The sequence below is a fragment of the Streptomyces sp. NPDC002577 genome, assembly GCF_053594815.1.
This window is the reverse complement of sequence record NZ_JBSFWK010000077.1, coordinates 1-26060: the sequence shown is the minus strand read 5'-3', so window position 1 is coordinate 26060 and position 26060 is coordinate 1. Positions and strand designations below refer to the sequence as shown.

Below are 26060 nucleotides of genomic sequence, written 5' to 3'. Positions count from 1 at the left end.
CGCATCTCGCCTGACCGAGCGGGGCGCGACCCGCGCCGACGACAAACTGTCCGAGGCCGCGATGGAAGACCGCAAGCGCGAGGGGTACTTCTAAGCATGAGCACGACCACGACCGAGGAACTCTCGGCCACCACCCTGCTGCGGTTCGCCACCGCGGGCTCCGTCGACGACGGCAAGTCCACGCTCGTCGGCCGTCTGCTGCACGACTCCAAGTCGGTCCTCGCCGACCAGCTGGAGGCCGTGGAGCGTGCCTCTGCCAGCCGCGGCCAGGACGCCCCCGACCTGGCGCTGCTCACCGACGGCCTGCGCGCCGAGCGCGAGCAGGGCATCACCATCGACGTCGCCTACCGCTACTTCGCCACGCCGCGACGCCGGTTCATCCTCGCCGACACCCCCGGCCACGTGCAGTACACCCGCAACATGGTGACGGGTGCCTCCACGGCCGAACTGACGGTCATCCTCGTCGACGCCCGCAACGGCGTCGTCGAGCAGACCCGCCGCCACGCCGCCATCGCCGCCCTCCTCCGCGTCCCCCACGTCGTCCTCGCCGTCAACAAGATGGACCTCGTCGAGTACCAGGAGAGCGTGTTCGCGGCCATCGCCCAGGAGTTCACGGCGTACGCGACGGAGCTCGGCGTGCCCGAGGTCACGGCGATCCCGATCTCCGCGCTCGCCGGCGACAACGTCGTGGAACCGTCCGCGAACATGGACTGGTACGGCGGCCCGACCGTGCTCGAGCACCTGGAGACCGTCCCGGTCAGCCACGACCTCGCGCACTGCCACGCGCGCCTCCCCGTGCAGTACGTCATCCGCCCGCAGACCGCCGAGCACCCCGACTACCGCGGCTACGCGGGCCAGATCGCGGCCGGCACGTTCCGCGTCGGCGACGACGTCACCGTCCTGCCGTCCGGCCGTAAGTCGAAGATCTCCGGTATCGACCTGCTCGGCAAGCCGGTCGACACGGCGTGGACGACGCAGTCGGTGACCGTCCTGCTCGAGGACGACATCGACATCTCGCGCGGCGACCTGATCGTGCCGACCAAGGACGCGCCCGCGACCACGCAGGACGTCGACGCGACCGTCTGCCACGTCGCCGACCAGCCGCTCACCGTCGGCCACCGCGTGCTGCTCAAGCACGGCACCCGCACCGTCAAGGCGATCGTCAAGGACATCCCGTCCCGGCTGACGCTCGACGACCTGTCCCTGCACCCGCACCCGGGACAGCTCGTCGCCAACGACATCGGCCGCGTCACGATCCGTACCGCGGAGCCGCTGCCGCTCGACTCGTACGCCGACTCCCGCCGCACCGGCTCGTTCATCCTGATCGACCCGGCCGACGGCACCACGCTCACCGCGGGCATGGTCGGCGAGTCCTTCGCATCGCCGGACCCGGTCAAGGACGAGGCCGACGACGACGGGTGGGACTTCTGAGCATGAAGACGACCGACTTCTACTCGATGTTCGCCAAGGAGGGCGGCCGCATCGGCAGCGGCGCCCTCGGCAGCGGGCAGGGCGGAGTGGCGCGATGTGCGCGATGACGTACGCGCACTGCCTGCGCGCCCCGTCCCCCCACCTGCCGTCCCAGAAGAGACGAAGACCTGCCGACCTCCCGGCCACGACCTGAGAGACCGTGACCGCCGGGCCAACGAGAGGAAAGCCTCCCGTGCCTGCCACTCGCTCCACTGCCGTACGCCGCGGCCTCGCCGTCATAGCGGCCCTGCCCCTTCTCGCCCTTGCCGCCTGCGGTTACGGCTCCGAGGCGAAGGACGACAGCTCGAAGGCCAACGTCGCCTCCGGCGCCAAGAAGATCGACGGCCTCGACTCCGTCAAGATCGGCTACTTCGGCAACCTGACCCACGCCACCGCCCTGGTCGGCAACCAGAAGGGCTTCTTCCAGAAGGAGCTCGGCGGTACGGAGGCCAAGTACTCCATCTTCAACGCGGGCCCCTCCGAGATCGAGGCGCTCAACTCCGGCTCCATCGACATCGGCTGGATCGGCCCCTCCCCGTCGATCAACGGCTACACCAAGTCCAACGGCAAGAGCCTGCGCATCATCGGCGGTTCGGCGTCCGGCGGCGTGAAGCTGGTCGTCAACCCGAAGAAGATCAAGTCCCTGAAGGACGTCAAGGGCAAGAAGATCGCCACCCCGCAGCTGGGCAACACCCAGGACGTGGCGTTCCTCAACTGGATCGCCGACCAGGGCTGGAAGGTCGACGCGGAGAGCGGCAAGGGCGATGTGTCGGTGATCCGCACCGACAACAAGGTCACGCCGGACGCCTACAAGGCGGGTTCCATCGACGGCGCCTGGGTGCCGGAGCCGACCGCGTCCAAGCTGGTCGCCGAGGGCGCCAAGGTGCTGCTCGACGAGTCGACGCTGTGGCCCGACAAGAAGTTCGTGATCACGAACATCATCGTGTCGCAGAAGTTCCTCAACGAGCACCCGAAGGCCGTCGAGGCCGTGCTGAAGGCTTCGGTCGAGACCAACAAGTGGATCAACGCCAACCCCGACGAGGCGAAGGCGGCGGCGAACGCCCAGCTCAAGGTGGACTCCGGCAAGGAGCTGCCGGCCGACGTGCTCGACCCGGCGTGGAAGTCCATCCAGATCACCAACGACCCGCTGGCGTCCACCCTCAGCACCGAGGCGGAGCACGCGGTCAAGGCCGGTCTGCTGGAGAAGCCGAACCTGAACGGCATCTACGACCTGACCATCCTCAACAAGATCCTCAAGTCCGAGGGCGAGTCCGAGGTCGACGACGCCGGTCTCGGCGCCAAGTAAAGCCGTAGTTCCGTAGCCCGTAGCCCCGTACTCCCGTGAGTTCCCAGGAGGTGACGACCATGGCCACCACCCTCGCCAAGGCCGCCGACAGCGACGCCACGGCGGTGGACCACGCCGCCCGGATCGAGCACGTCTCAAAGTCCTTCATAGGCCCGACCGGGCAGCAGCTCGTCCTGGACGACATCACACTCGATGTCGCCCCCGGCGAGTTCGTCACCCTCCTGGGAGCCTCGGGGTGCGGCAAATCGACGCTGCTGAATCTCGTCGCCGGCCTCGACAAGCCGACGGCGGGCAGCATCAGCACGGACGGCCGTCCGGCGCTGATGTTCCAAGAGCACGCTCTCTTCCCGTGGCTGACCGCGGGCAAGAACATCGAACTCGCCCTGAAGATGCGGGGCGTTCCCAAGTCCGAGCGCCGTGAGCGGGCCGAGGAGCTGCTCGAGCTCGTACGGCTGAAGGGCGCATACGGCAAGCGCGTCCACGAGCTGTCGGGCGGTATGCGCCAGCGCGTCGCGCTGGCCCGCGCGCTCGGCCAGGACAGCAAGCTGCTGCTGATGGACGAGCCGTTCGCTGCTCTCGACGCCATCACCCGCGACGTCCTGCACGACGAACTGACCCGGATCTGGCGCGAGACCAACCTGTCGGTGCTGTTCGTGACGCACAACGTGCGCGAGGCGGTGCGGCTCGCGCAGCGCGTCGTACTGCTGTCGTCGCGGCCCGGCCGGGTGGCCCGCGAGTGGCGCGTCGACATCCCGCAGCCGCGCCGCATCGAGGACTCCGCGGTGGCGGAGCTGTCCGTCGAGATCACCGAAGAACTGCGTGGGGAGATCCGCCGTCATGGCCAGCACTGAGACGTCCGTCGACAAGGCGGAACCGGTCGACGAGGCCGAGAAGCAGGCCGGGGAGGCCGGGAAGAACGGCCGGGACCACCACGACCTGGCGGGTCTGGAGGCCGGCCTCGACGCACTGGAGACAGTCCACTCGAGCCGCACTCCCCTGGGTGAGACTCTGCTGCGCAAGGTGCTGCCGCCGGTCGTGGCCGTGGCGCTGGTCCTGGTGGTGTGGCAGGCGCTGGTGTCGTTCAAGGTCGTCGACGACCCGAGCAAACTGCCCTCGCCGGGCGCGGTGTGGGGAGAGGTGACCGACGCCTGGGAGCAGGGCACGCTCCTCGGCTACATCTGGACCAGCGTCTCCCGCGGCCTGCTCGGCTTCCTGCTGGCACTCGTGATCGGCACGCCGCTCGGTCTGCTCGTGGCCCGCGTGAAGTTCGTGCGCGCGGCAATCGGCCCGATCCTGTCCGGCCTGCAGTCGCTGCCGTCGGTGGCCTGGGTGCCCCCGGCGGTCATCTGGCTGGGCCTGGAAAACAAGATGATGTACGCGGTGATCCTGCTCGGCGCCGTCCCCTCGATCGCCAACGGCCTCGTCTCCGGCGTCGACCAGGTGCCGCCGCTGTTCCTGCGGGCGGGGCGCACCCTCGGCGCGACGGGCCTGCGAGGCACCTGGCACATCGTCATGCCGGCCGCACTGCCCGGCTACCTGGCCGGTCTGAAGCAGGGCTGGGCCTTCTCCTGGCGCTCGCTGATGGCCGCGGAGATCATCGCGTCCTCGCCCGACCTGGGCGTGGGCCTCGGCCAGCTCCTGGAGAACGGCCGCAACACCAGCTCGATGTCGATGGTCTTCCTGGCCATCATCCTCATCCTGCTCGTCGGTATCGCCATCGATCTTCTGATCTTCAGCCCGCTGGAGCGGTCGGTGCTGCGCAGCCGCGGCCTGTTCGTGAAGAGCTGAGTCCCGTGCACCGTCCGGTCCTCCTCGTCATCGCCCACGGCAGCCGCGACCCGCGGCACGCGGCGACCGTGCACGCCCTAGTACGGCACGTGCGGTCGCTGCGGCCCGGCGTGCGCGTGGAGACCGGCTTCCTGGACTTCAACATCCCGTCCGCGCACGGGGTCCTGGAGTCCCTGGCGGCGGAGGGGGTGCGCGACGTCGTCGCCCTCCCCCTCCTGCTGACCCGCGCCTTCCACGCGAAGGCGGACATCCCGGCGGTGCTCCGCGACGCCCCGCCCCAGCTGCGCATACACCAGGCGGAGGTGCTGGGCCCCTCGCCTCTCCTCCTGTCGGCCCTCGAACGACGGCTGTACGAGGCCGGGCTGACCCCGGCAGACAAGTCCTCCACCGGGGTCGTGCTGGCCTCGGCGGGATCCACAGACCCGGAGGCGATCGCAGTGATCGCTGAAATCGCGCGGGAGTGGCGGCACACCGGTTGGTGCGCCGTGCGGCCTGCGTTCGCCTCCGCATCTCTTCCCCGCACGGAGGACGCGGTAAGGGAGCTGCGCGCTCTCGGCTGCGCCCGCGTCGCGGTTGCCCCGTACGTCCTAGCCCCCGGCTTTCTGCCGGACCGCATCGCACGGGGCGCGACCGAGGCGGAAGCCGACGTGCTGGCGGATGTGCTCGGTCCGGCGCCGGAGGTGGCGCGGGTGGTGCTGGAGCGGTACGACGGGGCGCGGGTGCCGGTGCCTGCGGCACTGGGCGCCTGACGCGGGTACCCGCTCCCGCCCGTACGCCCCTTCATCCGCCGGCTTGGGCGGCGATCCTCGCCCGCACCGTCTTGCCGGTTCCCTGCCGCAGGAACCAACTGCACTCGGCTGCGAGCGCGGCGACGACGTGCAGGCCGCGGCCGGATACGCCGTCGGCACCGACGTTGGCATCGGGGGCGAGTTCGGCACCGAGCGGCTGCCCGGACCCTGGAAACCCCGGGAAGCCACAGACCGGATCCGATACGTCGATGATCAACCCACCGTCCTCCAGCTCCGCAAGCCGCAGCCAGAGTTCATGCCCGACCACGCGGCCGTGCTGGGCCGCGTTGGCGACGAGCTCGGAGACGACGAGTACGGCTTAGCTGGCTCCCCTCATCAGGCCCCTTGGAATCGATCTTCTAGGCTGGCGCGGTGACTGATGAGCAGGAGTGGGTGCAGCCGTCGGGAGTGTGGGCCACGGCGGTGGGGGTGGCCAGGGTGCGGGCGCTGGAGACCGAGCGGGAGAACGCGCTGTTCCGCGACCCACTGGCACAGGCCTTCGCCACCGCCGGCGGCCTGTGGCCCTCTTCGCCGCCGCTGCCCGATGACGTGGCCGCACGACGCCGCCGGCTGGCCGTGTCGTTCTCCATCGTCATCAGGACGAAGTTCCTCGACGACCTGTTGCAGCAGGCCTCCGCGTCCGGGGTCCGGCAGGTCGTGCTGCTCGGCGCCGGCATGGACAGCCGGGCCTTCCGGATGGACTGGCCCGAGGGCACCCGGCTGTTCGAGATCGACACCGCCGCGCCACTGGACTTCAAGGCTTCGGTGCTGCGCCAGGAACGGGCCGTCGCACGCTGCGAGCGGATCACCGTTGCGGTGGATCTGCGTGAGGACTGGCCAGGTGCGCTGGCCGCCGCAGGGCACGACCCGGCCGTGCCGACCGCGTGGATCGCCGAAGGACTACTGATCTATCTGCCCGAGGATGCGGTGGAGCTATTGCTGGCCCGGATCAGCGCGCAGTCGGCGGCAGGCAGTCGGATGGGGCTGACGTTGGGCTCGCGCGGCGTGATCGAGCGCTTCGGCGCGGACGCCGTGCCGGGATCGGCGGCGTCCATGTGGGTCTCGGAGATGCCCGACGACCCGGTGGGCTGGCTGGCCGGGCACGGCTGGGAGGCCGACAGCCACACCCTGCGCGAGCGCGCTGCCGCCTACGGCCGCCCGATCAGCACCCCGCCGCAGCGCGAGGAGCGGCCCGGCGGACTGATCTCGGCGGTCCGCCGGTAGAGCGCCTCCCGGTTCCCTAGATGATCGATTCCAAGGGGACCCGATGAGTGGAGCCAGGTTCATTCGCGGCCAGCCAGTCATGCGCGCACTGACCACCTACCACCACTAAAGTTCGCCCGAAAATCGCCTGGCTGGACGGTGGTGTGGTCGACAGTCCTTCGCCGTGAACGAAGTGCTGCCGCAGTTGAACGAGCTGCTGTTTTCCTCGGTCGAGGGCGTGTTGGTGGAATCGGTCGAGGTGATCGACACGGTCGTCCGGGTCGAGGCCCGTACAACCGCAGGGCGGGCGGCCTGTCCGGGGAGCGGGTGCTGGTCGGGGCGAATACACGGCTCCTACCTGCAATTTCCTCGTGATCTGCCGACGGCGGGCAAGTTCGTCGTGGTGTCGTTGCGGGTGCGGAGGTTCGTCTGCGAGGAGGAATCCTGCGAGCGCATGACCTTCGCCGAGCAAGTACCCGGTCTCACCCGCAGGTTCGGGCGACGGACCGAGCGGCTGCGGTCGACGCTGGTGGCGGTCGGTCTTGCGCTCGCGGGCCGGGCCGGCGCCCGGATGACGGACGCCTTCAAGGTTCCGGTCAGCCGGAACACCCTGTTGAGGCTGATTGCCTCGCTTCCGGACCCCGCGACCGCAGTACCCCGTTGTGGTCGGCGTGGACGAGTACGCCCAGCGCAAGGGCCGTGTCTACGGAACCGTGCTCGTCGACGTCGAGACACGTCGCCCGGTCGACCTCCTTCCCGATCGGGAGGCGGACACGCTCGCGGCCTGGCTCGCCGAGCGGCCCGGCATCGAGATCGTCTGCCGTGACCGGGCGCCCTTCTTCGCCGAAGGTGCCACCCGCGGCGCCCCGCAGGCCCTCCAGGTCGCCGACCGGTGGCATCTCTGGCACAACCTGGGCGAAGCCGCCGAGAAGTGCGTCCACCGGCACCGTGGCTGCTTGCGTCCCACGCCGGCCCAGCCTGAGGAACCGCAGGAAGAGGCGGAGCCAGCTGCGTCGCCCTGGCCGACAGGGCACCGGTTCGCCGAACGCACCCGCGCCAAGCACGCCACCATCCACGCTCTCCTCGCCGCCGAGCACAGCAAGCGGCCCGTCGCCCGGCAGCTCGGGATGACCCTCAACACGATCTTGCGTTTCTCCCGTGCCGCTACTGCGGAGGAGATGTTCACCGGGCAGTGGCAAAGCCGTGCGACCAGGCTCGATGACTACAAGCCCTACCTCGATCAGCGTTGGCAGGAAGGCTGCACCAACGCCTGGAAACTGTGGGAGGAGATCAGGGAACAGGGCTATCCCTGCGGCTACGCCGGCGTCCGCGACTACGTCAGCAGGAATCTCCGCGGCAAGCCCCAACCGGTCGGCCCCCGCCCGCCGTCAGCCCGCGCCGTCACGCGCTGGATCCTCACCCACCCCGACGCCCTGCCCGAAGGCGACGGGCTCCAGCTCAAAGCCGTCCTGGCCAACTGCCCCGAACTGACGGCACTTGCCGAGCACGTGCGCTCCTTCGGGCACATGGTCGCTCACCTCCAGGGCGACCAGTTGCCGACCTGGATCGAAGCGGCTACCTCCACCACCGAACTGCCCAGCCTCCGGAGCTTCGCCCAACACCTCGAACGCGACCTCGACGCCGTCACCGCGGGCCTCACACTGCCCTGGAACTCCGGCGTCGTGGAGGGTCATGTCAACCGGATCAAGATGCTCAAGCGCCAGATGTTCGGCCGCGCAGGATTCGATCTCCTGCGCAAACGAGTCCTGTTGGCGTAACCGAGAGTCACGCGACCACACGGAGTGGACCAGAGCCCACGGAAATTGGCACGACCAGACTCTCGTCATCCCCCTCCGAAGACCACCACTCCCGCACCCCCAGTCATTTGTCGGTGCGATACAGCTGGATGTTCTTGTTGACGAAGAGATGGACATAGCCGCATGTCCAGCAGATGAGGCCCGTCGCCTCCTCGTCCGCCCAAGCAACCTTCATGAACTCCAGGCCGAAGCTGTTGAGTTTGACCCCGCGCTCGCGGAACTGGTCACCGCGGCAGACCTGGCAGCTGATCCAGAGCTCCCCGATCGCCGCGCGGACTGGCTTGCGTGCCATGGCGTTACCCTTCCCCCCGTGAACACCGGCTACGGTCGCGTGCCGGTGATCACGAGGGTAACCCGCAGCTCCTCAGGAGAAGTCCAGCCGTCCGGTTCGCGTCCGCTTCAGTTCGAAGAAGTCCGGATACGTCGCGAGCGCGCGAAAGCTGTCGAAGAGGCGGGCCGCGTCCTCGCCGCGCGGTACGGCCCGCAGCACCGGACCGAACCACACTGTCCCGTCGACGTGGATGGTCGGGGTGCCCACGTAGCCGTCCGAGTCGGGCTCCTTGCCCGCGTCGTGGCTGCCCTGCACCGCCACGTCGTACGAGAGGTCGTGCGCGGCGGCCGCGAAGTCCGCAGGGAGTCCGAGCTCGGCCAGGGACTGAGCGATCACCTCGTCGAAGTCCTCGTTCTTCTCCTCGTGGATACGGGTGCCGAAAGCCGTGTAGAGGTCACGCAGCGCCTTCTCGCCGTACTGCTCCGCGGCGGCCACGGCGACCCGTACCGGACCAATCGACTTGTCGACCAACTTGCGGTACCAGTCCGGGAGTTCATTGCCGAGGTTGTGTAGATACAGGCTCATGACATGGAAGCGGAGGTCGAGAGCGCGCTCGCGTTCGACCTCCAGCATCCAGCGGGAGGTGATCCAGGCGAAAGGGCAGGCAGGGTCGAAGTAGAAGTCGACGCGGGTGTGGTCGCTGTAGGCCTGGCTGGAGGAGCGGTCATCTGTCATGCGGATGACGCTACCGACCGAATGGCCCCCGCCTCTGGTCCACTTGTGCCGCCTTCTGTTGGGCCATCAGCGCGGCGTACGCCCGCTGTGCGCAAGGGACCGGTCGAGAACGGGCGCATCGTCGGCGAGCGGCACCGGGTCACGTGGCCATGTCCCAACCGTGGACAGTCATCTCCTTCACTCAGCGAGGCGATCCCGGGGCAGGCATCGCCGTGAAGCCCAGATCGACCTCACCCTCCCAGACAGCAGGGTCGGCCCAGGCCGCGACGACACGCTCCGACTGGGCGGCGCACCTGTCCGCTCGGTGGGCGTCGGCAATGAAGTCGCGTGCGGTGGGCGCCTCGGGTAGTGCCCGAGCAGCGCACGGCGCTTCAGGCCGCGGGAGGTGTAGAGCACCCAATGGTTGGCCAGCGCCCGCACGCCCCAGTCCTTGCAGGGAGTCGACGCAGACAGCTGCGCGACGGCGACACCCTGGGCGTGCAGCCTTGGCGGCACATCCTTCATGCAGGCGTGTACGCCGTCCAGCCGCCAGTGCTGGGTCGCGGCGAGCAGGGACTCTTACGACTCCTAACAAAAGGAAGTTTCTGGACCTCCGGGAATGACGGTGTGTCAGTTCTCGTTGATGCTGGCCGAAGGGGGTGCGAGCCAGTCGAGACGAGGAAGACCACTGCCAGACCGTGGGAGATCGACGACGGATTGTGGGCGCGCATCGAGCCGCTGCTGCCGGTCGTCCCGCGTAATCCGCGGCGTCCAGGTCGTAAGCGTCTGGATAGTCGCAGGGTGCTGTGCGGGATTCTGTTCGTGCTGTACACCGGGATCCACTGGGAGTTTCTGCCCCAGGAGCTGGGCTTCGGCTCGGGGATGACCTGCTGGCGACGGCTGCGGGACTGGAACGAGGCCGGGGTCTGGCAGCACCTGCACGAGCTGCTGCTCTCCGAGCTGCGGGCCGCAGACCTGCTGGACTTCTCCCGCGCAGCGGTCGACTCCAGCCACATCCGCGCGATGAAGGGCGGGCCGGCCACCGGTCCGTCCCCGGTGGACCGGGGCAAGGCCGGCAGCAAGCACCACCTGATCGTCGAGGCGCACGGCATCCCGCTCGCGGCAATCACCACCGGCGGCAACCGCAACGACGTCACCCAACTGATCCCGCTGATCCAGGCCGTCCCGCCGATCCGCGGCAAGCGCAGCCAGCCACTGCGCCGCCCCAAGCACCTGTACGCCGACCGCCGCTATGACCATGAGGTCTACCGGGACAAGGTCCGCCGGTTCCAGATCACCCCGCACCTCGCCCGGCGCGGCACCGGGCACGGCTCCGGCCTGGGCGTGCACCGCTGGGTCGTGGAAGGAACGATCGCGCTGCTGCACTGGTTCCGCCGCCTGCGCATCCGCTGGGAGATCTGCGACGACATCCACCACGCGTTCGTCACCCTCGGCTGCGCCGTCATCTGCTGGCGACGACTGCGCACCGCACTTTGTTGAGAGCAAGGGCAGGCGATGCGTCCCAGGGGATGGGCTGCTCGATACGTCAGAACGCATATGTGGCAGTCGGGCTCGCGCAGCCTCACATCCGGGATCTCAGCACGTCGACCTCACAGCCCGGCGCGAACGGGTCGAAGCCGTGCTCGATCAGCCAGCGAACTATCAGCAGGCTTCGCAACGACCACCACGCGTGGATCACGTCGAGGTCGACGTCGGTGCCATAGCCAGCGATGACGTCGTCGAGGTGCTCCTCGTGTCCGAGCGTGAAGGTGGCGAGGTCGTACAGGGCATCACCCTGGCCCGCCTCGGACCAGTCGATGATGCCCGTGACCTCGTCGCCGTCGACGAAGACGTGATCGATCTGCAGGTCGCCGTGCGTGAACGCCGGAGTCCACGGCCGGAGCGCGGCCTCGGCGACCTGGCGGTTGCGGGTGACCAGGTCGGCGGGCAGGACGCCGTTCGTCATGAGCAACTCGCACTCGTCGTCGAGTTCCGCAGCCAGCGCGACGATGCTCCGGCCGGCCTGGCCCGGCCGGGACGGCAGCGGTGCGTCGTGCAGCTTCCGGATGGCGGCGCCCGCCGCGGCCCACGCCGCCGGCGACCCGGTCGACGGCCCGCCGAGGCGCCCAAGCGTCGTCCCCGGGAGCGCGGCGGTCGCGAGCACGGACGGCTTGCGCCACAGGATCTGCGGGGTCGGGACCGGCGCGAGAGCCATCGCCTCGACCTCGACATCGATGCGCGCCTGATCGGCGTCCACCTTCAGGAACACGTCGCCGACGCGCAAAGTCGCACGCTCGGAATGGGCGACGACGACTTTGACCTCATCCATGGGCGACCAGTATCCCGGGGATGTTCGCCGACGTCGCCGGGTTTTCGCGTGCGATTACGCGGCTGACCGCGTCCCGCTACCCAGCGGCCTCGTGCACGACACCGACCTCTGATCAGGTCAAGCCCACCACTTTTGTTAGGAGTCCTTATCCACCTCGGAGCAGCAATCGCCCTGCTCTCGCAGGACTGTCCGCCGCACTACGCCGCCTCCCGATCGCTTCCGACGCGTCCCGCGTGAACCTCCATCTGGAGATCCTCGCGGACAGTCAGATGCTGCTCCGTTCCTCGTCCGGCACCTTGACCCATGCGACGCGGCTCGGTCTGAACGGGGTCGCCGGCCTCCTCGGACATGCTGGAGATGGGTAGTGGCACCAGTCCCGCGTGCGCAGATTTGCGGAACATCTCTCATGTCTCAGTCAAGGAGAACACTCTGATACCTAGGTAAAGTATTGGGAAATTCGAGTCTCTAGTGGTTTAAGGAACATCCGTGGCGTTTGCTGCCTCGACCAGCCCATATGCACAGCCGCCGTCCCCCGGTCAGCAACCCCGGCGGTGGTGGCAGCACCCGGTCTTGGTCATCGGCCTTCTGGTGGTTCTCCCGCCGGTAGGCATCGCGCTCGTCTGGTTCACCGGCTGGCGCAAGGCGAAGAAGATCATTGCCACGGTGATCGCCACGCTCTGGTTCTTCGCTCCGCTCGTATCCGGGGACACCGGGAACAAGGACGACACGAACCCCGTCGCGACCGCCTCCGCGAGCGCCGAGCAGAAGAAGCCCGAGTATGTCGAGGTCACCGACTACACCGGGATGACCCTGGCCGCCGCCGAGCGCTCCGCCAAGAGGGACGGGTTCCACACCGACTCGCACGATGCCTCCGACAAGGACACGGGCCAGTGGGACACCAGCGCCTGGACGGTCTGCTTCCAGAGCCCCACCAAGGTGAAGTCGGACACCACGCCCAGCAGCGTCACCGTCGACTTCGGCGTCGTACGCAACGGTGTGCCCTGCCCTGCTTCCGACGGCGAGGCCATCGAGTACAACGAGATGCCCCGCGTCGTCGGCATGACCTACGCCGACGCCGAGAAGAAGATCACCAAGAAGACCGCCGTCACCGACATCAGCGCCGTCAGCGCGTACATCGACGTAGCCGACCCCGACAACCCCGACTCCTGGAAGGTCTGCGCCCAGGACCCGAAGGCCGGGAAGGACATCACCAACCCGGACCTTGAAAGCGTCACGCTCGACGTCGTGAAGTCGGGTACCTCGTGCCCCTCCGGCGACGACGACCTGTACCTGCACAAGGACGAGAACGACGACGACAACAAGCGCTCGTCCGGCTCGAGTAACTCGTCTTCGTCTGGCTCGTCTTCGTCGGACTCCGACAGCGGCTCCGCCAGCGTGTACTACAAGAACTGCACCGCGGTCCGCGCCGCGGGTGCCGCTCCCATCCACCGGGGGGAGCCTGGCTACGCCTCTCATCTCGACCGCGACGGCGACGGCATCGGCTGCGATACCTGACCTGAGTCCAGTCCTGCACCACGGCGACCCAAGCCCCCAGTCCAGTCGCCCACCCCAGCACGAAGCCGAGGCATCAATCATGTTCAAGGGCCATAACGGAGCCATCGAAATCCAAGGCGACCAGCTGGTCCTCACGCGCAATGGCATGGGCTCCCGGCTCAGCGGCCAGACGATCAAGAGCCGGACGATCCCGCTGGCTGCGATCAGCAGCGTTGACCTGGTCCGGGCGAACATCGTCAAGAACGGGCGACTCCGGCTAGGACTGGGGGGCCAGCCGCTGTCCACTCTGGATGCCGCCAACGCGGTGTCCGACCCCAACACGGTGCTGTTCACCCACGGCCAACGCCACGACTTCGACCGCCTCTACGAGTACCTGCGCTCCGTCGTGGCCACCAACGAGTCCACCGGTGCCGACTGCGCCGGAGCCTACGCGCAGTGCGGTGACGCCCTGCACGAGCACCACGCCGAGAAGGCCAAGAAGCTGGCCTCGAAGATCGGCACCGCGTCCGAACGCGAGGACATCCTCCAGGCCGCCGCTCGACTCAACTGGACACTCGGCAGCAAGCGCGAGATCAAGAAGCTCCCAGAGCACCTCGCTCCCGGTGAGACGGTTCGTTTCCTCGCCGCCGGTACCTACGACGAAGCCGCGGGGCTCGTCGCCCTGACTGACCGCCGTGTACTGATGCTGCGTCACGGCTTCACCGGAAGCCAGCTCACCGACTTCCCGCTCGAGCGCATCAGCTCCGTGCAGACCAGTTCCACCCTGGGCCTGGGCACCCTGAAGATCCACGTCTCAGGCAACGTCTCCACGATCGAGCAGATCGACACGCGCGACCTCGGCCCCCTCGCCGACGCCATCCGCGCCGAGATGGGCAAGATCACCGTATCCACCCTGGCAAGGACGTCCCCCGCACCGGCACCGGCACCGGCACCGGCAGCAACCCAGCCGGACGTGTTCGCTCAGATCGCCAAGCTGTCGGAACTCCATGCCGCCGGGATCCTCAACGACTCCGAATTCCAGACGAAGAAGGCCGAGCTTCTCGCCCGCCTCTAACCGATACCGGGGCCGTCCGGCAGAAGCGCAGCCAACGAGCAAACGCAGCTGACCGCACTCTGGGAAAAGGTGAGGCGCGCATGGCTGCCCATGCCCCCAACCGCCAGAGCTCGCCTGAGCATTCGGTATCGGCGGTTGACCACCCGCAAGTCACTCTTCAGCCAGGCGCCTTCTCCAACAACCCCCTCAGCTCCCCCACCGTCATCGACCCCGCCTCCCTCCGCTCCCGCGCGAACGCGTTCGCAAGGTGCTGCAGCATGTCGTTCAGAGGTGTCGGTACGCCGTGCAGGCGGCCCAGCAGGCCGATCTCGCCGTTGAGGTAGTCGGCTTCGATGGTGCCGGTGCCGCGGTTCAGGGACTGCCAGGAGGAGCCGCCTCCGCGTGGCGCGCCGTCGAGGGGTTCGAGCCGGATCTTGTCGCCGCGGGTCTTCTTCTCCTCCGCGGGGTCCGCGTACGCGATCCCGGCCGCGGCGAGGACGGCCTCCCCCTCCGCGCGTGCCCGCCGGACCAGGGCCACGCCCTTCTCGCTGGTCACCGGCCCGGTCAGGGCCTCGACGGCGTTCGTGAGATTGGACAGCAGCTTGGCGTACTTCCAGCGCATCACATCCGGCACGACCGGAGCCTCGAACCGGGACTTCTCCAGGTCGGCGGCGATACGGCTCGCCGTCTCGTCGGTGCCCGACGGGTAGCGGCCGATGTGCAGGATGCCGGTGAGCGGGGTCCCGGCGGCCGAGACCGATCCGGGTTCGAGGTACGTGGCGGGCAGCCATACGCACATGCCGTACACCAGGCGGAAGCGGCGCAGCGCCAGGCGTTCGCTCTCCACACCGTTCTGGGCGCAGACCAGCGGGAGGCGTTCCGCGGCCGTGCCGCCGCCTGCGACCGGGCGGTCGCTCCAGGCGTCGAGGGCCGCCGTGCTGTCCTGTGTCTTCACCGCGAGGATCAGTACGTCGTCGGCGCGGAGTTCGCCGAGCGGTGCGGGGCCGTCGACGACGGGCAGGCGGTGTGTGTGCCGGCCGTCGGGCGTCACGAGCCGCAGGCCGGTGTCGCGCAGCGCCGCGTAGTGGGCGCCGCGGGCGACGAGTACCACCTCGTGGCCTGCCTCTGCCAGCCGGCCGCCGATCGTGCCGCCGATCGCTCCTGCTCCGATGATGATGTAACGCATGTGGTCGAGCCTCGCACAAGCGCCTTGAGCGGCGATCACCGCCCGCCGCGCGGCCGGAGTGTCAACTCGTCGGGTCTTCGGCCCCGTCGAACGGCGTCGCCTGGTGGAAGTACAGCCGCCAGCTGCCCTCGGTGTACCGCCACAGGGAACTGCGGTGGGCCCGCCTGCCGTTGTAGTCGGTGTCAAAGGTGAGGTGGACGACGTCCGGGGCGAGCTGGACGCCCTTCATACGGGAGATCGTGAAGGGGCGTACGCGCGGCTCCGAATCCCCGGTCAGGGTGTCCATGATCGAGGCCCGGTCCCAGCGCCGGCCCGAGGCGCCGAACTCGGTGAAATCGGGGTGCAGGAGCGCACCGAGCCGCGCGGGCGAGCGGCGGACCTCGGCGTCCAGGAGGCTCAGTTCTCTCTCGATGGCGGCGTCGACGGCGGGGTTGCGCTCAGGCACCGGTCAACTCCACGAGTTTGGTGACGGTGTTCCAGTTCCGGGTGGTGGCGACGATGCCCTTCAGCAGGCGGGGGCGCGACAGGGCTTCCGCGAGCTTGGAGCGGCCGAGGCCCTCAGGGGCGTAGAGGTAGAGGGCGCGTTCGCCGAGGCGGAACTCCTCCGGGAGGCGGGCGGCCTGGTCGATCTCCGCGAACCGTTCGGGGCCCACCTGCTCGGAGAAGTAGGTGACGTGCAGCTGCTTGGCCTCCAGGGACGCGGCCGGGAAGGGGCAGGCTTCGGCGACCCTGCGCAGATACGTTCCTTCCCGTACCAGGCAGTCGACGGTGAAGCCGAACCGCTCCGCTATGGCCTTCTCCAGCGCGTCGCCGATCACCTGCTCGTCGTCCGAGTCGCTGGTGAAGACGGCGTTCCCGCTCTGCAGATAGGTGCGCACGTCGCGGTGGCCGAGCTCCTCGATGACCGCGCGCAGCTCGGCCATGGGGAGCTTCTTGTTGCCGCCGACATTGATCCCGCGCAGCAGCGCCGCAAATCTCGTTGTCACCCACACACGATAATGCGGCCGCCGTGCCCCGTGGAGGTGGGCACGGCGGCCGCGGTACAGGGGCCGGCTTACTCGACGATCTTGAGGAGCTTGTTCGGGGTGCCCTCGGTGGCGTTGGAGATCGCGTCCGGCGTCGCGCCGTCGGTCAGGGCCTGGGCGACCTCGGCCGGCGTGGCGTCGGGGTGGTCGGCGAGGTAGACGGCGGCGGCACCCGTGACGTGCGGGGTCGCCATCGACGTACCGGAGATGGTGTTGGTGGCGTCGTCGCCGGTGTTCCAGTCGGAGGTGATGTCCGAGCCGGGGGCGTAGATGTCCACCGACGCACCGTAGTTGGAGAAGGAGGACTGCTCGTCGTCCTTGGTGGAGGAGGCGACGGTGATGGCCTCGGGCACCCGGGCGGGAGATCCCTCGCTCGCATCGGCGGACTCGTTGCCGGCCGCGACGGCGAAGGTGACGCCGGAGGCGGTGGCCTTCTGCACGGCCGCGTCGAGCGCCTCGTCGACGCCTCCGCCGAGGCTCATGTTGGCGACGGACGGGCCCTGGTGGTTGGCGGTGACCCAGTCGATGCCCGCGACGACCTGCTCGGTGGTGCCGGAGCCGTCGTCGTCCAGGACGCGCACGGCGACGATCTTCGCCTTCTTGGCGACACCGTGCGCCTCGCCCGCGATGGTGCCCGCGACGTGCGTGCCGTGGCCGTTGCCGTCGTCGGCGCTGTCGTCGTTGTCGATCGCGTCGAAGCCGTACGAGGCGCGGCCCCCGAAGTCCTTGTGGCTGATGCGGACGCCGGTGTCGATGACGTACGCGGTGACGCCTTCACCTGCGCTGTCGGGGTAGGTGTACGCGCCGTCGCCCGCGGTCTCGGTCTGGTCGATGCGGTCCAGGCCCCACGACGGCGGGTTCTCCTGGGTGGCGTCGATGTGGAACTTCTTGTTCTGGACGACCTTCGAGACGGCCGGGTCGGCGGCCAGGCGCTTGGCCTCGGTCTCGGTCAGCCCTGAGGCGGAGAAGCCGTCGACCGCGGAGGAGTAGTTGCGCTTCAGGGTGCCGCCGTACTCCTCGGCGAGGTCCTGCTTCGCTCCTTTGCTCTCCTTCTCGTCGAGCATGACGATGTAGCTCCCGGCGATCGCGCCTTCGGCGTTCGCGCCGTAGACCTTGCCCTCGGCCGGTGTGGCGGCGCCCGCGAAGGAGCCGGCGAAGACGGACACGCCCACTGCGGTGGCAGCGGTGGCTATGGCCGCGGTCAGCTTGATCGAGCGTGTGCGCTTGTGAGTTGCCATGAAGAGGGATCTCCTCGTGGTTTTTGTGGGGGGAAATGTGGGGGGTGCCGGGCGATGCCTCGGGTCGGCGCCGATACCTCGTCAGGCCGGCTGCCGCCGACACCTCGTCAGGTCGGTCGGCGGCCGCGTCACCGTCGGCATTGCGGCATCAACGCCCGTAGATCCGGAAGATCTCCGGGTGTTGGCACGAAACACTGGCGGATTGACGCGGTCAGATCAAGGCCTTCATACACCTGTGATCCGTTCAACAAGGGTTCGCAATAACAAATCGGCACGGGTACGGCAGACCGGACAGGCATACGGCCGACGCGCCAAGACCCCGAGAGCGGCACCCGGAACCCTTAGAGGGGTAAGGGACTTGTGTCCTTCCTGACGGTGAGAGGGCGCCCGTCCAGAGGGATGACGGAGCACCGTCGCGGTTCACCGGACAGCACGACGAGACCCTCCGTCACGGCTCATAAGTTCTGTGTGAGGGCGGCGACGCAGGGTCGTCGCCGCGCACAGGGGGGCCGTTACGTCATGGGGAACGCACACACACGGGTCCGGGGCGTCGCCGCCCGGGCGGGCGGCTGGAGCGCCCGGCACCGATGGGCGGCGGTCGGCATCTGGGTCCTGTTCGTCGTCCTGGCGATGGGTCTCGGCTCGGCCCTGGGCACGGTCGAGGTCAAGGACAGCGACCAGCTCAAGGGCGAGACCAGCCAGGCCGCACACATCATCGAGGACGCCGGGATCAAGGAGCCGGCCGGTGAGACCGTGCTCGTCCAGGCGAAGGGCGACGGCACCAAGGCGACGGACGCGGAGTTCCGGGGCGCCGTCGACGCGGTGATCAAGGCCGTGGAGGCCACCGGCAAGGTGACGGACGTGACCTCGCCGTACGACACGAAGACCATCTCCAAGGACGGTCGCAGCGCGCTCGTGCAGTTCGACATGCGCGGCGATGCCGAGACCGCGGGCGACCGGGTCGAGCCGGTGCTGAAGGCCGTCGACGGTGTGCAGAAGGACCACGACGGGCTGCGGATCGAGGAGATCGGCAGCGCCAGCATGAACAAGACGTTCGACGACGCCTTCGGCTCGGACTTCCAGCGGGCCGAGTTCTCGGCCGTACCGGTCGCGCTGGGCATCCTGCTGATCGCGTTCGGCGCGGTGGTGGCGGCGCTGTTGCCGGTGGCGCTGGCGATCACCGCGATCATGGCGACGATGGGTCTGATGGGCGTCGTCAGCCATCTGGTGCCGATGAGCGACACGGCCAGCTCCGTGATGCTGCTGGTGGGTCTTGCGGTCGGCGTCGACTACTGCCTGTTCTATCTGCGGCGCGAGCGCGAGGAGCGGGCGGCCGGCCGGGATCCGCAGACGGCGCTGCGCATCGCGGCAGCCACCAGTGGCCGGGCCGTGATCGTCTCCGGTGTCACGGTGTGCGTGGCCATGGCGGGCATGCTGTTCACCGGGCTCGCCGAGTTCGAGGCGATGGGCCTTGCCTCGCTGATGGTCGTCGCGGTCGCGATGGTGGGTTCGGTGACGGTGCTGCCCGCGCTGCTGTCGCTGCTCGGCGAGCGCGTCGAGAGGGGCCGCATCCCGTTCCTGCACCCGGACAAGCGGCGGGGCCGCAAGGACGGTGCGGGGAGCGGGGAGAGCCGGTTCTGGAAGCGGGTCCTGGGCGTCGTCCTCGCCAGGCCGGCCGTCTCGCTGGTCGTCGCGGCGGGCGCGCTGCTGGCCATCGCGGCGCCCGCGGTCGGCATGAAGACCCAGAACCTCACCCTGGACCAGGAGTTCGGCGACTCGCTGCCGATCGTGGCGACGTACAACCGTGTCAACGACGCGTTCCCGGGCGGCTCGGAGCCGGCCGAGGTGGTCGTGAAGGCCGAGGACATCAACGCACCCGACGTGCAGGCCGCTCTCGCCGACTTCCGTGAGCGGGCGGTGAGTTCTGGGGCCTCACGAGGCCCGGTCGATATCAAGGTGCACGACGCGCAGAACATCGCCTTCGTGTACGTACCGCTGGTCGGCGGATCCGATCTGGACAAGGCGGAGAAGAGCCTCGACCTCATCCGCGACGAGGTGCGGCCCGCCACGCTCGGCAAGGTCGCCGGCCTCGAGGCGCCCGTGACGGGTCAGGTCGCCGGTTCGAAGGACTTCAACGACCAGCTCATCGGCTCGGTGACCCCGGTCTTCGCCTTCGTCGTGGTCTTCGCCTTCCTGCTGATGCTGCTGTCGTTCCGCTCGCTGACGATCGCGATCACCTCGATCGCCCTCAACCTGCTGTCGGTGGGCGCGGCCTACGGCATCCTGGTCGCCGTCTTCCAGCACGGCTGGGGCGCCTCGCTGGTCGGCGCGGAGGGCGTGGGCGCGATCATCACCTGGCTGCCGCTGTTCCTGTTCGTCATCCTGTTCGGTCTGTCGATGGACTACCACGTGTTCGTGGTCTCGCGGATCCGTGAGGCGCGGCTGCGGGGACGCACCACCAAGGACGCGATCGCCCACGGTGTGGTGACCACGGCCGGCGTGGTGACCAGCGCGGCCGTCATCATGGTCGCGGTGTTCGCGATCTTCGGAACGCTGTCGATGCAGTCGATGAAGCAGATGGGCGTCGGCCTGGCCGCCGCGGTCCTCATCGACGCGACGATCATCCGGGGTGTGCTGCTGCCGGCGGTGATGGCGCTGCTCGGCGAGCGCAACTGGTACCTGCCGAAGTGGCTGCACCGGCTGCCGGACCTCACGCATGACGAGTCACCGGCCGAGCCTGCTCCCGGGGCACCTGGTGCTCCGCCTGCGGTCGAGGGCGAGAAGGTCGGGGTCTGACGGCGGCGGCGACGATCTGACCGGCGGCATGACGGTACGGCAGCGAGAGCTGCCGTACCGTCATGCCGCCGCGCGCATCCCGTCCTCCTCGAAGGAGGCGATGGTCCGGCTGAAGTCGCGCGTGGAGAGCAGAAGTTTGTAGACGATGGCGAGTTCGAAGCCGAGCAGCAGTGCGCCGGAAATGATCGTTGCGGGGATCACCGCGTCGCACAGCGGGCCGATGATGAAGACGCCCATCTGGAACTCGATGCCGCTGATCAGGTGGGTGCGGATACGGTGACGCAGCAGGAAGGAACGCAGCCGCAGATACGCGGGGAAGCGGTGCCGGAACTCCTGCTGGAGGTCGATCACCTGGGCCTTGGGCTGTTCGGGAATCCGGACGAGTTCAGCGGGTGCGGTCACGGACTCCGGGCGTACGTCCTGCGAGGGCGCTGACGCCAGGTCCTGTTCGATGTCGGCTTCCGGGTTGTCCCGGAGCAGGTCCTCCATGAAGGCGACGCCCGCCTCGTCCTCGCTGCGGCGGGCCTGGCGTATGCGCGCCTTGATCTGTTTGCGCATGGTGTGCCGGGTCTTGAAGATCTCCAGCGAGTTGATGTAGCGCAGGCCGTCGAGGCAGACGACGGCCACCGCCAGCCAGACGTACAGCAGATCGCCGGTGCGCTCGTACTGGCCCGCCATCAGGGCGATCACGCAGGCGATCACACGGACGCGGTCGAAGATGTAGTCGAGCCAGGCGCCGAACACCGAGCCCTGGCCGGTGAGCCGGGCGACCTTGCCGTCCATGCAGTCCAGGATGAAGCTCAGGTGGTAGACGAGCGCCCCGGCGATCAGCCAGCGCCAGTCGCCCACGGCGAAGCATCCGGCGGCACCGAGTCCCAGCAGCAGCGCGCCCCAGGTGATCTGGTTCGGGGTGATCCGGGTGCGCAGGGCGACCTGTCTCACGAGCGGCGTGGCGACCGGGTCGACGAGCAGCACCGTCCACCACGCGTCCCGCTTCTTCTGGGTGATGCGACGCACTTCGGCGAGTGGCGGAATGTCTGAGCGCATGGATCGTCAACTTCCTGGTGTTCGAATGGAGTTCGTTTCACGTTAGGAATCCGGTAAGAGAAGGAACAAGAAGGTGGCCGTGCAACCTTTCTCTGGGGTAACGGGTCGAAAAGAGAGACCGAGTCCATGGCGGTCGAGGGCCGGGCCTGCGTTATCCGAGCGTTATCGAATGACCCGACCGTTATCGAATGTGCGCGATCGCTTCACCGCCGCCGTGCAACCATGCGGCTCCCCGCCGTACGGCCGCGGACGGCTGCCGGCCCGGCACTCGCCGGCGCCCTCAGCGCCGGCCGTACTCAGCGCTGATAGCGCGCCAGCACCAGATTGCCGTCCTCGACCAGGCGCTTCCTCAGCTCGTCCAGTGTGATCGCCCCGCTGTAGTACTCCTGGAACGCGGGTGTGGCCACCTTGTCCTTCCACTCGGGATATCCGCGGACCGACTGCGCGGGTGCCGAGCGGAGGTGCTCGGCGAGTGCCGTACCGGTCGCCCAGTCGTACTTCTCGGTGTGCAACGCCGGGTCCTTCAGCGCCTGCGCTCCCGTGGGCAGCATCCAGTCGCCGAGCGCCAGGCGCACCATGTTCTCCGGACGGAGGAGGAAGTCGATGAACTCGGCCGCCTCCTTCTTGTGGGGGCTGTCCTCGGCGATCGACAGCGTCTGCGGGCTCACGCCCTGGGTGAGTCCGTCGGCGCCGGCGGGGGCGGGCAGCACCTGCCAGTCGAAGCCCTTGGGCGCCTGCTGCACGATCTGCTGGCGGTAGGAGAAGCCGAGCGGGACCATCGCGTACTTGCCGCCGAAGAAGCCGGGCAGCGTGTCCGAGCCGCCCATGCCGAGGGTCGTGCCGGACGCGCTTTTGTCGGTGGCCACCTGGTCGTGGACCGTGCGCGGCACGACCTCGTCGGCTGCGTCGAAGCTGACCTCGACCTTTCCGTCCTCGCCGCGGTGGAAGATCCGTCCGCCGGCCGAGAGCGAGAGGTTGAGCGTCGCCGACACGGGTTCCTTGAGCGGCCAGGCGACGCCGTACTTGCCGTCGCCGCTCAGCTCCTTGGTGACCTGGCGGAACTCCTCCCAGCTCCAGGGCTTCTCGGGCGTGGGTATGCGCACGCCGGACTCCTTGAGCCACTTGGCGTTGGCGATGAGGACGCGCGGCTCCTGCAGGAACGGCACGCCGTAGATGCCGTCGCCGAACGTCGTCGTCTCCCAGCTGTGGTCCGGGATGTCGTCCTTGAGCCGCTGGGGCAGCAGTTCGCGCAGGTCGGCGAGGTATCCGCCGTAGGCGAAGTCGGCGAGGTCGTCGGAGGCGTCATGGATGACGTCCGGCGCCTCGCCGCCCTCGAAGGAGGTGAGCAGCTGGTCGTGGACGCCGTCCCAGCTGCCCTGGACGTATTCGACCTGCACGTCCGGGTGGGCGGCGTTCCACTCCTTCACGAGCTCCTTGTTGGCCTCGACGGACTCCTTCTGCCAGGCCAGCGACTGGAAGCGGAGCGTGATCTTCCCGTCCGATGCACCGTCGCTGCCGTCGCCCGTGCATCCGGTCAGCAGCATTGCGAAGACGGCCGCGAGGGCCAGGAGCACCCGAGTACGCATCAGCTCTTCACCGCCCCGGCGAGCATGCCGCTCGTGAGCCGCTTCTGGATGATCGCGAAGACGACGAGGGACGGGAGCGTCGCGAGGAAGGCCGCCGCCGCGAGCGGGCCGAGGTCGGCGACGCCCTCCGCGCCGATGAAATGTGTGAGGACGACCGGCAGGGTCTGTTTCTCCGGCGTCTTGAGCAGGACGAGCGCGAAGAAGAACTCGTTCCATGCGCTGATGAACGCGAACAGCGCGGTCGCCACGAGGCCGGGCGCGAGCAGCGGCGCGACGACGGACACGAGTGTGCGCGCCTTGCCCGCACCGTCGACGGCGGCCGCCTCCTCCAGTTCGGCCGGTACGGCCCGTACGTACCCGACGAGCATCCACAGCGCGAACGGCAGCGCCCAGACCACGTACACCATGATCAGTCCGGGCACGGAGTTGATCAGCCGCAGGTTCTTGAGGACCAGGAACAGCGGGATGATGACCAGGACGAACGGGAACGCCTGGCTGACCACGACCCAGCCGGTCGCGGCCCTCGACAGCAGGGTCCGGCGGCGGGCCATGACATACGCCATCGGGGTCGCGATGACCACGGCGATCAGTGCGGCTCCGAGCGCTGCGACCAGCGAGTTGAGCGCGGCGCCGAGCAGCGGCTGCTCGTCGAAGGCCTGCCGGAAGTTCGCGAGCGTCGGGTCCTTCGGGATCCAGGTGGGGTGCAGACTCGCCAGCTCCCGCGGCGGCTTGAAGGCCGTGGAGACCAGCCACAGGAAAGGGAAGGCGAGGAAGACGAGATACGCGAGCAGGGCGGCGTACTGTCCCGCGCGGGCGGGCCGACTGGTCCGGAGCATGCTCACTGCTGGTCGCCTCCCCTCAGCCGGCCCACGAGATGGACGGCCAGGACGAGCGAGATCACGGCGACCATCACGCAGCCCATCGCCGCGGCGTAGCCGAACTGGCCGTAGCGGAAGGCCTCTTCGTAGGCGAAGAGCATCGGCAGCCGCGTACGGCCGCCGGGGCCTCCGCTGGTCAGCACGTAGACCAGCGCGAACGAGTTGAAGTTCCAGATCAGGTTGAGCGCGGTGACGGCGAGCGCGACCGGGCGGAGGGCCGGCCAGGTAACCGTGCGGAAGCGGCGCCAGGCGCCCGCGCCGTCCATGGCCGCCGCCTCGTGCAGCTCGCGCGGGGTGTTCTGCAGCCCGGCGAGCAGCACCACCGTGGTCTGCGGCATGCCCGCCCAGACGCCGACGACGATCACGGCGGGCAGGGCGGTCGCGAGGCCCGAGAGCCAGTCGCGTCCGTCGCCGAGGCCGAGGTCGCGGATGGTCTCGTTGAGGATGCCCGCGTCCGGGTTGTAGACGAGGCGCCACATGATGCCGACGACGACCTCGGGCATCGCCCAGGGGATGATCGCGAGCGCCCGCGCCAGCCAGCGCAGCCGGAGATCCTGGTTGAGCAGCAGCGCAAGCCCCAGCGCGAGCAGGAACTGCGGGACGGTGACCCCGACCGCCCATGACAGGCCGATGCGGAACGACTCCCAGAACAGAGTGTCGTGCAGCAGGTCGCTGAAGTTGAGGAGCCCGATCCACTGGGTGGGTGCGGTGCGGCCCGACTGGGCGTCGGTGAAGGCCAGCGCGATGCCGTAGAGCAGGGGGCCGACGCTGAGCACCAGGATGGGTAACAGCGCGGGCAGCACCAGGAACCAGGCGCCGTGGTCCATCGGGCGCCGGTCGCTGCCGGGTCCGGGTGCGCGCTTCGTTGACCGCGCCGTTGCGGTCGCCAAGGTCACGGAAATCGGCTCCTTTGGGCGGCTCGTACGGTCCGGATGCGTTCTGCTGCGGTCCGGCCGCCCACGCGGCCATCCGTCATCGTGCGGGCGGCCCCCTGTGCCGTCAAGGCGTCGCGCAGGCACTTCTCGGCCCTTCTCAGCGGTCTCTACCTGTGCAAATGCGAGACTGGCGGGCGTACGGCGTGATCGAGTGGAGGCGGATGATGGACGAGGCCCGGGCGCGGGACGTGCTGGCGGCGGCGGGCGTGCTGCCGGACGCGGCACCGGACGCGGAACTGCTCGCCCTGGGCGAGAACGCGGTGTTCGCCGCCGGTGACCTGGTGGTCAAGGTGGGCCGGAGCGCCGAACTCCTCGACCGCGCGCGGCGCGAGCTGCGCATCGCGGGCTGGCTCGCGGAGGCCGGCGTACCGGCGGTGCGGGCCGCGGAGACCGATCCTCTCCTCGTCGACGGCCACCCGGTGACGGTGTGGCACCGCATTCCGGCGGCGCTGCGGCCCGCGGAGCCCCGCGATCTGGCCGAACTGCTACGGGTGGTGCACACGCTTCCCGCCCCCTCCTTCGCGTTGCCGCGCCGTGAGCTGCTCGGCGGCGTCGAGCGGTGGCTGCGGCTCGCGGGCGACGCCATCGATCCGGCCGATGCCGCGTATCTGCGCGAGCGCCGCGACGGCTTCGCGGCCGCCGCTGCCGCGCTGACGCCGCATCTGCCGCCGGGTCCGATCCACGGCGACGCGCTCCCCCGCAACGTGCACATCGGCCCCGACGGCCCGGTCCTGGTGGACCTGGAGACGTTCTCCTCCGATCTGCGCGAACACGACCTGGTGGTCATGGCGCTGTCTTATGACCGCTACGGCCTGCCGGACGACGCGTACAAGGCCTTCACCGACGCGTACGGCTGGGACGTGCGCGAGTGGGAGGGCTGCGGCGTGCTGCGCGGCGCCCGTGAGACGGCGAGCTGCGCCTGGGTCGCCCAGCACGCGCCGAGCAACCCGAAGGCGCTGGCCGAGTTCGAACGCCGGGTCGCGTCCCTGCGAGACGGGGACGAGACGGTGCGGTGGTATCCGTTCTGAGGCGTGCCCGCCGCTAGGCCCTGTCGTCAAATTCCCGTCGTCCGCCCGGAGGGCGGGCCTCGCGGTGTCTGGTGCGTGCGATCGCAAGGCGCCGGAGCGCCCTCGTG

23 protein-coding genes and 3 pseudogenes are annotated in these 26060 nt (G+C 68.9%); 14 read left to right on the top strand and 12 right to left on the bottom strand.

The window, feature by feature from the left end; all coding sequences use genetic code 11:
* The 6 genes and pseudogenes from ACWD4J_RS42990 to ACWD4J_RS42965 all read left to right on the top strand — a co-directional run.
* Positions 1-94: pseudogene (locus ACWD4J_RS42990) on the top strand (sulfate adenylyltransferase subunit CysD); the annotation flags it as partial.
* A gap of 2 nt (positions 95-96) precedes the next feature.
* On the top strand, positions 97-1431 hold the full coding sequence (locus tag ACWD4J_RS42985; protein WP_451400998.1) for a sulfate adenylyltransferase subunit 1: 1335 nt from the start codon (positions 97-99) through the stop codon (positions 1429-1431).
* Between the two features lie 232 nt (positions 1432-1663).
* Entirely contained in the window at positions 1664-2776 is a 1113-nt protein-coding gene (locus ACWD4J_RS42980) for an aliphatic sulfonate ABC transporter substrate-binding protein (RefSeq protein ID WP_451400997.1), read from the top strand.
* A 59-nt stretch (positions 2777-2835) separates the two neighbouring features.
* A complete protein-coding gene (locus ACWD4J_RS42975; RefSeq protein ID WP_451400996.1) occupies positions 2836-3627 on the top strand; it encodes an ABC transporter ATP-binding protein in 792 nt (263 codons plus the stop codon).
* Positions 3614-4564, top strand: a complete 951-nt coding sequence (locus ACWD4J_RS42970; RefSeq protein WP_451400995.1) for an ABC transporter permease — start codon at positions 3614-3616, stop codon at positions 4562-4564. The genes ACWD4J_RS42975 and ACWD4J_RS42970 overlap by 14 nt, the downstream gene beginning before the upstream one ends.
* 5 nt (positions 4565-4569) lie before the next feature.
* Entirely contained in the window at positions 4570-5313 is a 744-nt protein-coding gene (locus ACWD4J_RS42965) for a sirohydrochlorin chelatase (RefSeq protein WP_451400994.1), read from the top strand.
* Between the two features lie 31 nt (positions 5314-5344).
* On the opposite strand, the pseudogene ACWD4J_RS42960 reads toward ACWD4J_RS42965, so the two are convergent.
* Positions 5345-5656, bottom strand: a pseudogene (locus tag ACWD4J_RS42960) (ATP-binding protein); the annotation flags it as partial.
* Between the two features lie 104 nt (positions 5657-5760).
* On the opposite strand from ACWD4J_RS42960, the gene ACWD4J_RS42955 reads away from it, so the two are divergent.
* From ACWD4J_RS42955 to ACWD4J_RS42945, 3 genes and pseudogenes are all read left to right on the top strand, one after another.
* Positions 5761-6576 carry a class I SAM-dependent methyltransferase gene (locus tag ACWD4J_RS42955; protein WP_451401001.1) on the top strand — a complete coding sequence of 272 codons (816 nt, stop codon included), beginning with the start codon at positions 5761-5763 and terminating at the stop codon, positions 6574-6576.
* Between the two features lie 163 nt (positions 6577-6739).
* Positions 6740-6934 (top strand): annotated as a pseudogene (locus ACWD4J_RS42950) (ISL3 family transposase); the annotation flags it as partial.
* 292 nt (positions 6935-7226) lie between these two features.
* Positions 7227-8333 carry an ISL3 family transposase gene (locus ACWD4J_RS42945; RefSeq protein ID WP_451400993.1) on the top strand — a complete coding sequence of 369 codons (1107 nt, stop codon included), beginning with the start codon at positions 7227-7229 and terminating at the stop codon, positions 8331-8333.
* 103 nt (positions 8334-8436) lie between these two features.
* Here the strand turns inward: ACWD4J_RS42945 and ACWD4J_RS42940 are convergent, their stop codons facing one another.
* Positions 8437-8664: a hypothetical protein gene (locus tag ACWD4J_RS42940; protein ID WP_451400992.1), complete on the bottom strand. Its 228-nt coding sequence runs from the start codon at positions 8662-8664 to the stop codon at positions 8437-8439.
* 72 nt (positions 8665-8736) lie between these two features.
* A complete protein-coding gene (locus tag ACWD4J_RS42935) occupies positions 8737-9378 on the bottom strand; it encodes a mycothiol-dependent nitroreductase Rv2466c family protein (protein WP_451400991.1) in 642 nt (213 codons plus the stop codon).
* 684 nt (positions 9379-10062) lie between these two features.
* Here ACWD4J_RS42935 and ACWD4J_RS42930 point away from each other — a divergent pair.
* Positions 10063-10857 carry an IS5 family transposase gene (locus tag ACWD4J_RS42930; RefSeq protein WP_451401000.1) on the top strand — a complete coding sequence of 265 codons (795 nt, stop codon included), beginning with the start codon at positions 10063-10065 and terminating at the stop codon, positions 10855-10857.
* An 82-nt stretch (positions 10858-10939) separates the two neighbouring features.
* Here the strand turns inward: ACWD4J_RS42930 and ACWD4J_RS42925 are convergent, their stop codons facing one another.
* Positions 10940-11686, bottom strand: coding sequence for a phosphotransferase family protein (locus tag ACWD4J_RS42925; protein WP_451400990.1), 747 nt, complete (start codon positions 11684-11686; stop codon positions 10940-10942).
* 486 nt (positions 11687-12172) lie between these two features.
* On the opposite strand from ACWD4J_RS42925, the gene ACWD4J_RS42920 reads away from it, so the two are divergent.
* Both ACWD4J_RS42920 and ACWD4J_RS42915 read left to right on the top strand, forming a co-directional pair.
* Complete coding sequence (locus ACWD4J_RS42920) at positions 12173-13201, top strand: excalibur calcium-binding domain-containing protein (protein ID WP_451400989.1); 1029 nt, start codon at positions 12173-12175, stop codon at positions 13199-13201.
* 79 nt (positions 13202-13280) lie between these two features.
* Positions 13281-14255, top strand: a complete 975-nt coding sequence (locus ACWD4J_RS42915) for a PH domain-containing protein (RefSeq protein WP_451400988.1) — start codon at positions 13281-13283, stop codon at positions 14253-14255.
* 157 nt (positions 14256-14412) lie between these two features.
* On the opposite strand, the gene ACWD4J_RS42910 is transcribed toward ACWD4J_RS42915, so the two are convergent.
* The 4 genes from ACWD4J_RS42910 to ACWD4J_RS42895 all read right to left on the bottom strand — a co-directional run bounded on the left by ACWD4J_RS42910 (position 14413) and on the right by ACWD4J_RS42895 (position 17683).
* A complete protein-coding gene (locus ACWD4J_RS42910) occupies positions 14413-15420 on the bottom strand; it encodes a ketopantoate reductase family protein (RefSeq protein WP_451400987.1) in 1008 nt (335 codons plus the stop codon).
* Between the two features lie 61 nt (positions 15421-15481).
* Positions 15482-15865: a nuclear transport factor 2 family protein gene (locus tag ACWD4J_RS42905; RefSeq protein ID WP_451400986.1), complete on the bottom strand. Its 384-nt coding sequence runs from the start codon at positions 15863-15865 to the stop codon at positions 15482-15484.
* Complete coding sequence (locus ACWD4J_RS42900) at positions 15858-16406, bottom strand: DUF1697 domain-containing protein (RefSeq protein WP_451400985.1); 549 nt, start codon at positions 16404-16406, stop codon at positions 15858-15860. The genes ACWD4J_RS42905 and ACWD4J_RS42900 overlap by 8 nt, the downstream gene beginning before the upstream one ends.
* A 68-nt stretch (positions 16407-16474) precedes the next feature.
* Positions 16475-17683, bottom strand: coding sequence for a S8 family serine peptidase (locus ACWD4J_RS42895; protein ID WP_451400984.1), 1209 nt, complete (start codon positions 17681-17683; stop codon positions 16475-16477).
* Between the two features lie 519 nt (positions 17684-18202).
* Here ACWD4J_RS42895 and ACWD4J_RS42890 point away from each other — a divergent pair.
* Entirely contained in the window at positions 18203-20479 is a 2277-nt protein-coding gene (locus tag ACWD4J_RS42890; RefSeq protein WP_451400983.1) for an MMPL family transporter, read from the top strand.
* Positions 20480-20539: 60 nt separating this feature from the next.
* Here ACWD4J_RS42890 and ACWD4J_RS42885 read toward each other — a convergent pair whose 3' ends face one another.
* From ACWD4J_RS42885 to ACWD4J_RS42870, 4 genes are all read right to left on the bottom strand, one after another.
* On the bottom strand, positions 20540-21526 hold the full coding sequence (locus ACWD4J_RS42885) for a CDP-alcohol phosphatidyltransferase family protein (RefSeq protein ID WP_451400982.1): 987 nt from the start codon (positions 21524-21526) through the stop codon (positions 20540-20542).
* Between the two features lie 296 nt (positions 21527-21822).
* Positions 21823-23112, bottom strand: coding sequence for an ABC transporter substrate-binding protein (locus ACWD4J_RS42880; protein ID WP_451400981.1), 1290 nt, complete (start codon positions 23110-23112; stop codon positions 21823-21825).
* Positions 23112-23948 carry a carbohydrate ABC transporter permease gene (locus ACWD4J_RS42875; RefSeq protein ID WP_451400980.1) on the bottom strand — a complete coding sequence of 279 codons (837 nt, stop codon included), beginning with the start codon at positions 23946-23948 and terminating at the stop codon, positions 23112-23114. Before ACWD4J_RS42875 ends, ACWD4J_RS42880 begins: the two co-directional genes overlap by 1 nt.
* 2 nt (positions 23949-23950) lie before the next feature.
* On the bottom strand, positions 23951-24886 hold the full coding sequence (locus tag ACWD4J_RS42870; protein ID WP_451400979.1) for a carbohydrate ABC transporter permease: 936 nt from the start codon (positions 24884-24886) through the stop codon (positions 23951-23953).
* A 203-nt stretch (positions 24887-25089) separates the two neighbouring features.
* Here ACWD4J_RS42870 and ACWD4J_RS42865 point away from each other — a divergent pair, with 203 nt between their 5' ends.
* Positions 25090-25953: a phosphotransferase enzyme family protein gene (locus ACWD4J_RS42865; RefSeq protein ID WP_451400999.1), complete on the top strand. Its 864-nt coding sequence runs from the start codon at positions 25090-25092 to the stop codon at positions 25951-25953.
* Positions 25954-26060: the final 107 nt, after the last annotated feature.

Excerpts from the sequence above, each read along its gene's own strand:
- ACWD4J_RS42890 (WP_451400983.1), top strand. The coding sequence starts at position 18,203 with ATGGGGAACGCACACACACGGGTCCGGGGCGTCGCCGCCCGGGCGGGC.
- ACWD4J_RS42975 (WP_451400996.1), top strand. The coding sequence starts at position 2,836 with ATGGCCACCACCCTCGCCAAGGCCGCCGACAGCGACGCCACGGCGGTG.
- ACWD4J_RS42875 (WP_451400980.1), bottom strand. The coding sequence starts at position 23,948 with ATGCTCCGGACCAGTCGGCCCGCCCGCGCGGGACAGTACGCCGCCCTG.
- ACWD4J_RS42885 (WP_451400982.1), bottom strand. The coding sequence starts at position 21,526 with ATGCGCTCAGACATTCCGCCACTCGCCGAAGTGCGTCGCATCACCCAG.
- ACWD4J_RS42880 (WP_451400981.1), bottom strand. The coding sequence starts at position 23,112 with ATGCGTACTCGGGTGCTCCTGGCCCTCGCGGCCGTCTTCGCAATGCTG.
- ACWD4J_RS42895 (WP_451400984.1), bottom strand. The coding sequence starts at position 17,683 with ATGGCAACTCACAAGCGCACACGCTCGATCAAGCTGACCGCGGCCATA.
- ACWD4J_RS42865 (WP_451400999.1), top strand. The coding sequence starts at position 25,090 with ATGGACGAGGCCCGGGCGCGGGACGTGCTGGCGGCGGCGGGCGTGCTG.
- ACWD4J_RS42970 (WP_451400995.1), top strand. The coding sequence starts at position 3,614 with ATGGCCAGCACTGAGACGTCCGTCGACAAGGCGGAACCGGTCGACGAG.
- ACWD4J_RS42985 (WP_451400998.1), top strand. The coding sequence starts at position 97 with ATGAGCACGACCACGACCGAGGAACTCTCGGCCACCACCCTGCTGCGG.
- ACWD4J_RS42915 (WP_451400988.1), top strand. The coding sequence starts at position 13,281 with ATGTTCAAGGGCCATAACGGAGCCATCGAAATCCAAGGCGACCAGCTG.
- ACWD4J_RS42940 (WP_451400992.1), bottom strand. The coding sequence starts at position 8,664 with ATGGCACGCAAGCCAGTCCGCGCGGCGATCGGGGAGCTCTGGATCAGC.
- ACWD4J_RS42925 (WP_451400990.1), bottom strand. The coding sequence starts at position 11,686 with ATGGATGAGGTCAAAGTCGTCGTCGCCCATTCCGAGCGTGCGACTTTG.
- ACWD4J_RS42935 (WP_451400991.1), bottom strand. The coding sequence starts at position 9,378 with ATGACAGATGACCGCTCCTCCAGCCAGGCCTACAGCGACCACACCCGC.
- ACWD4J_RS42910 (WP_451400987.1), bottom strand. The coding sequence starts at position 15,420 with ATGCGTTACATCATCATCGGAGCAGGAGCGATCGGCGGCACGATCGGC.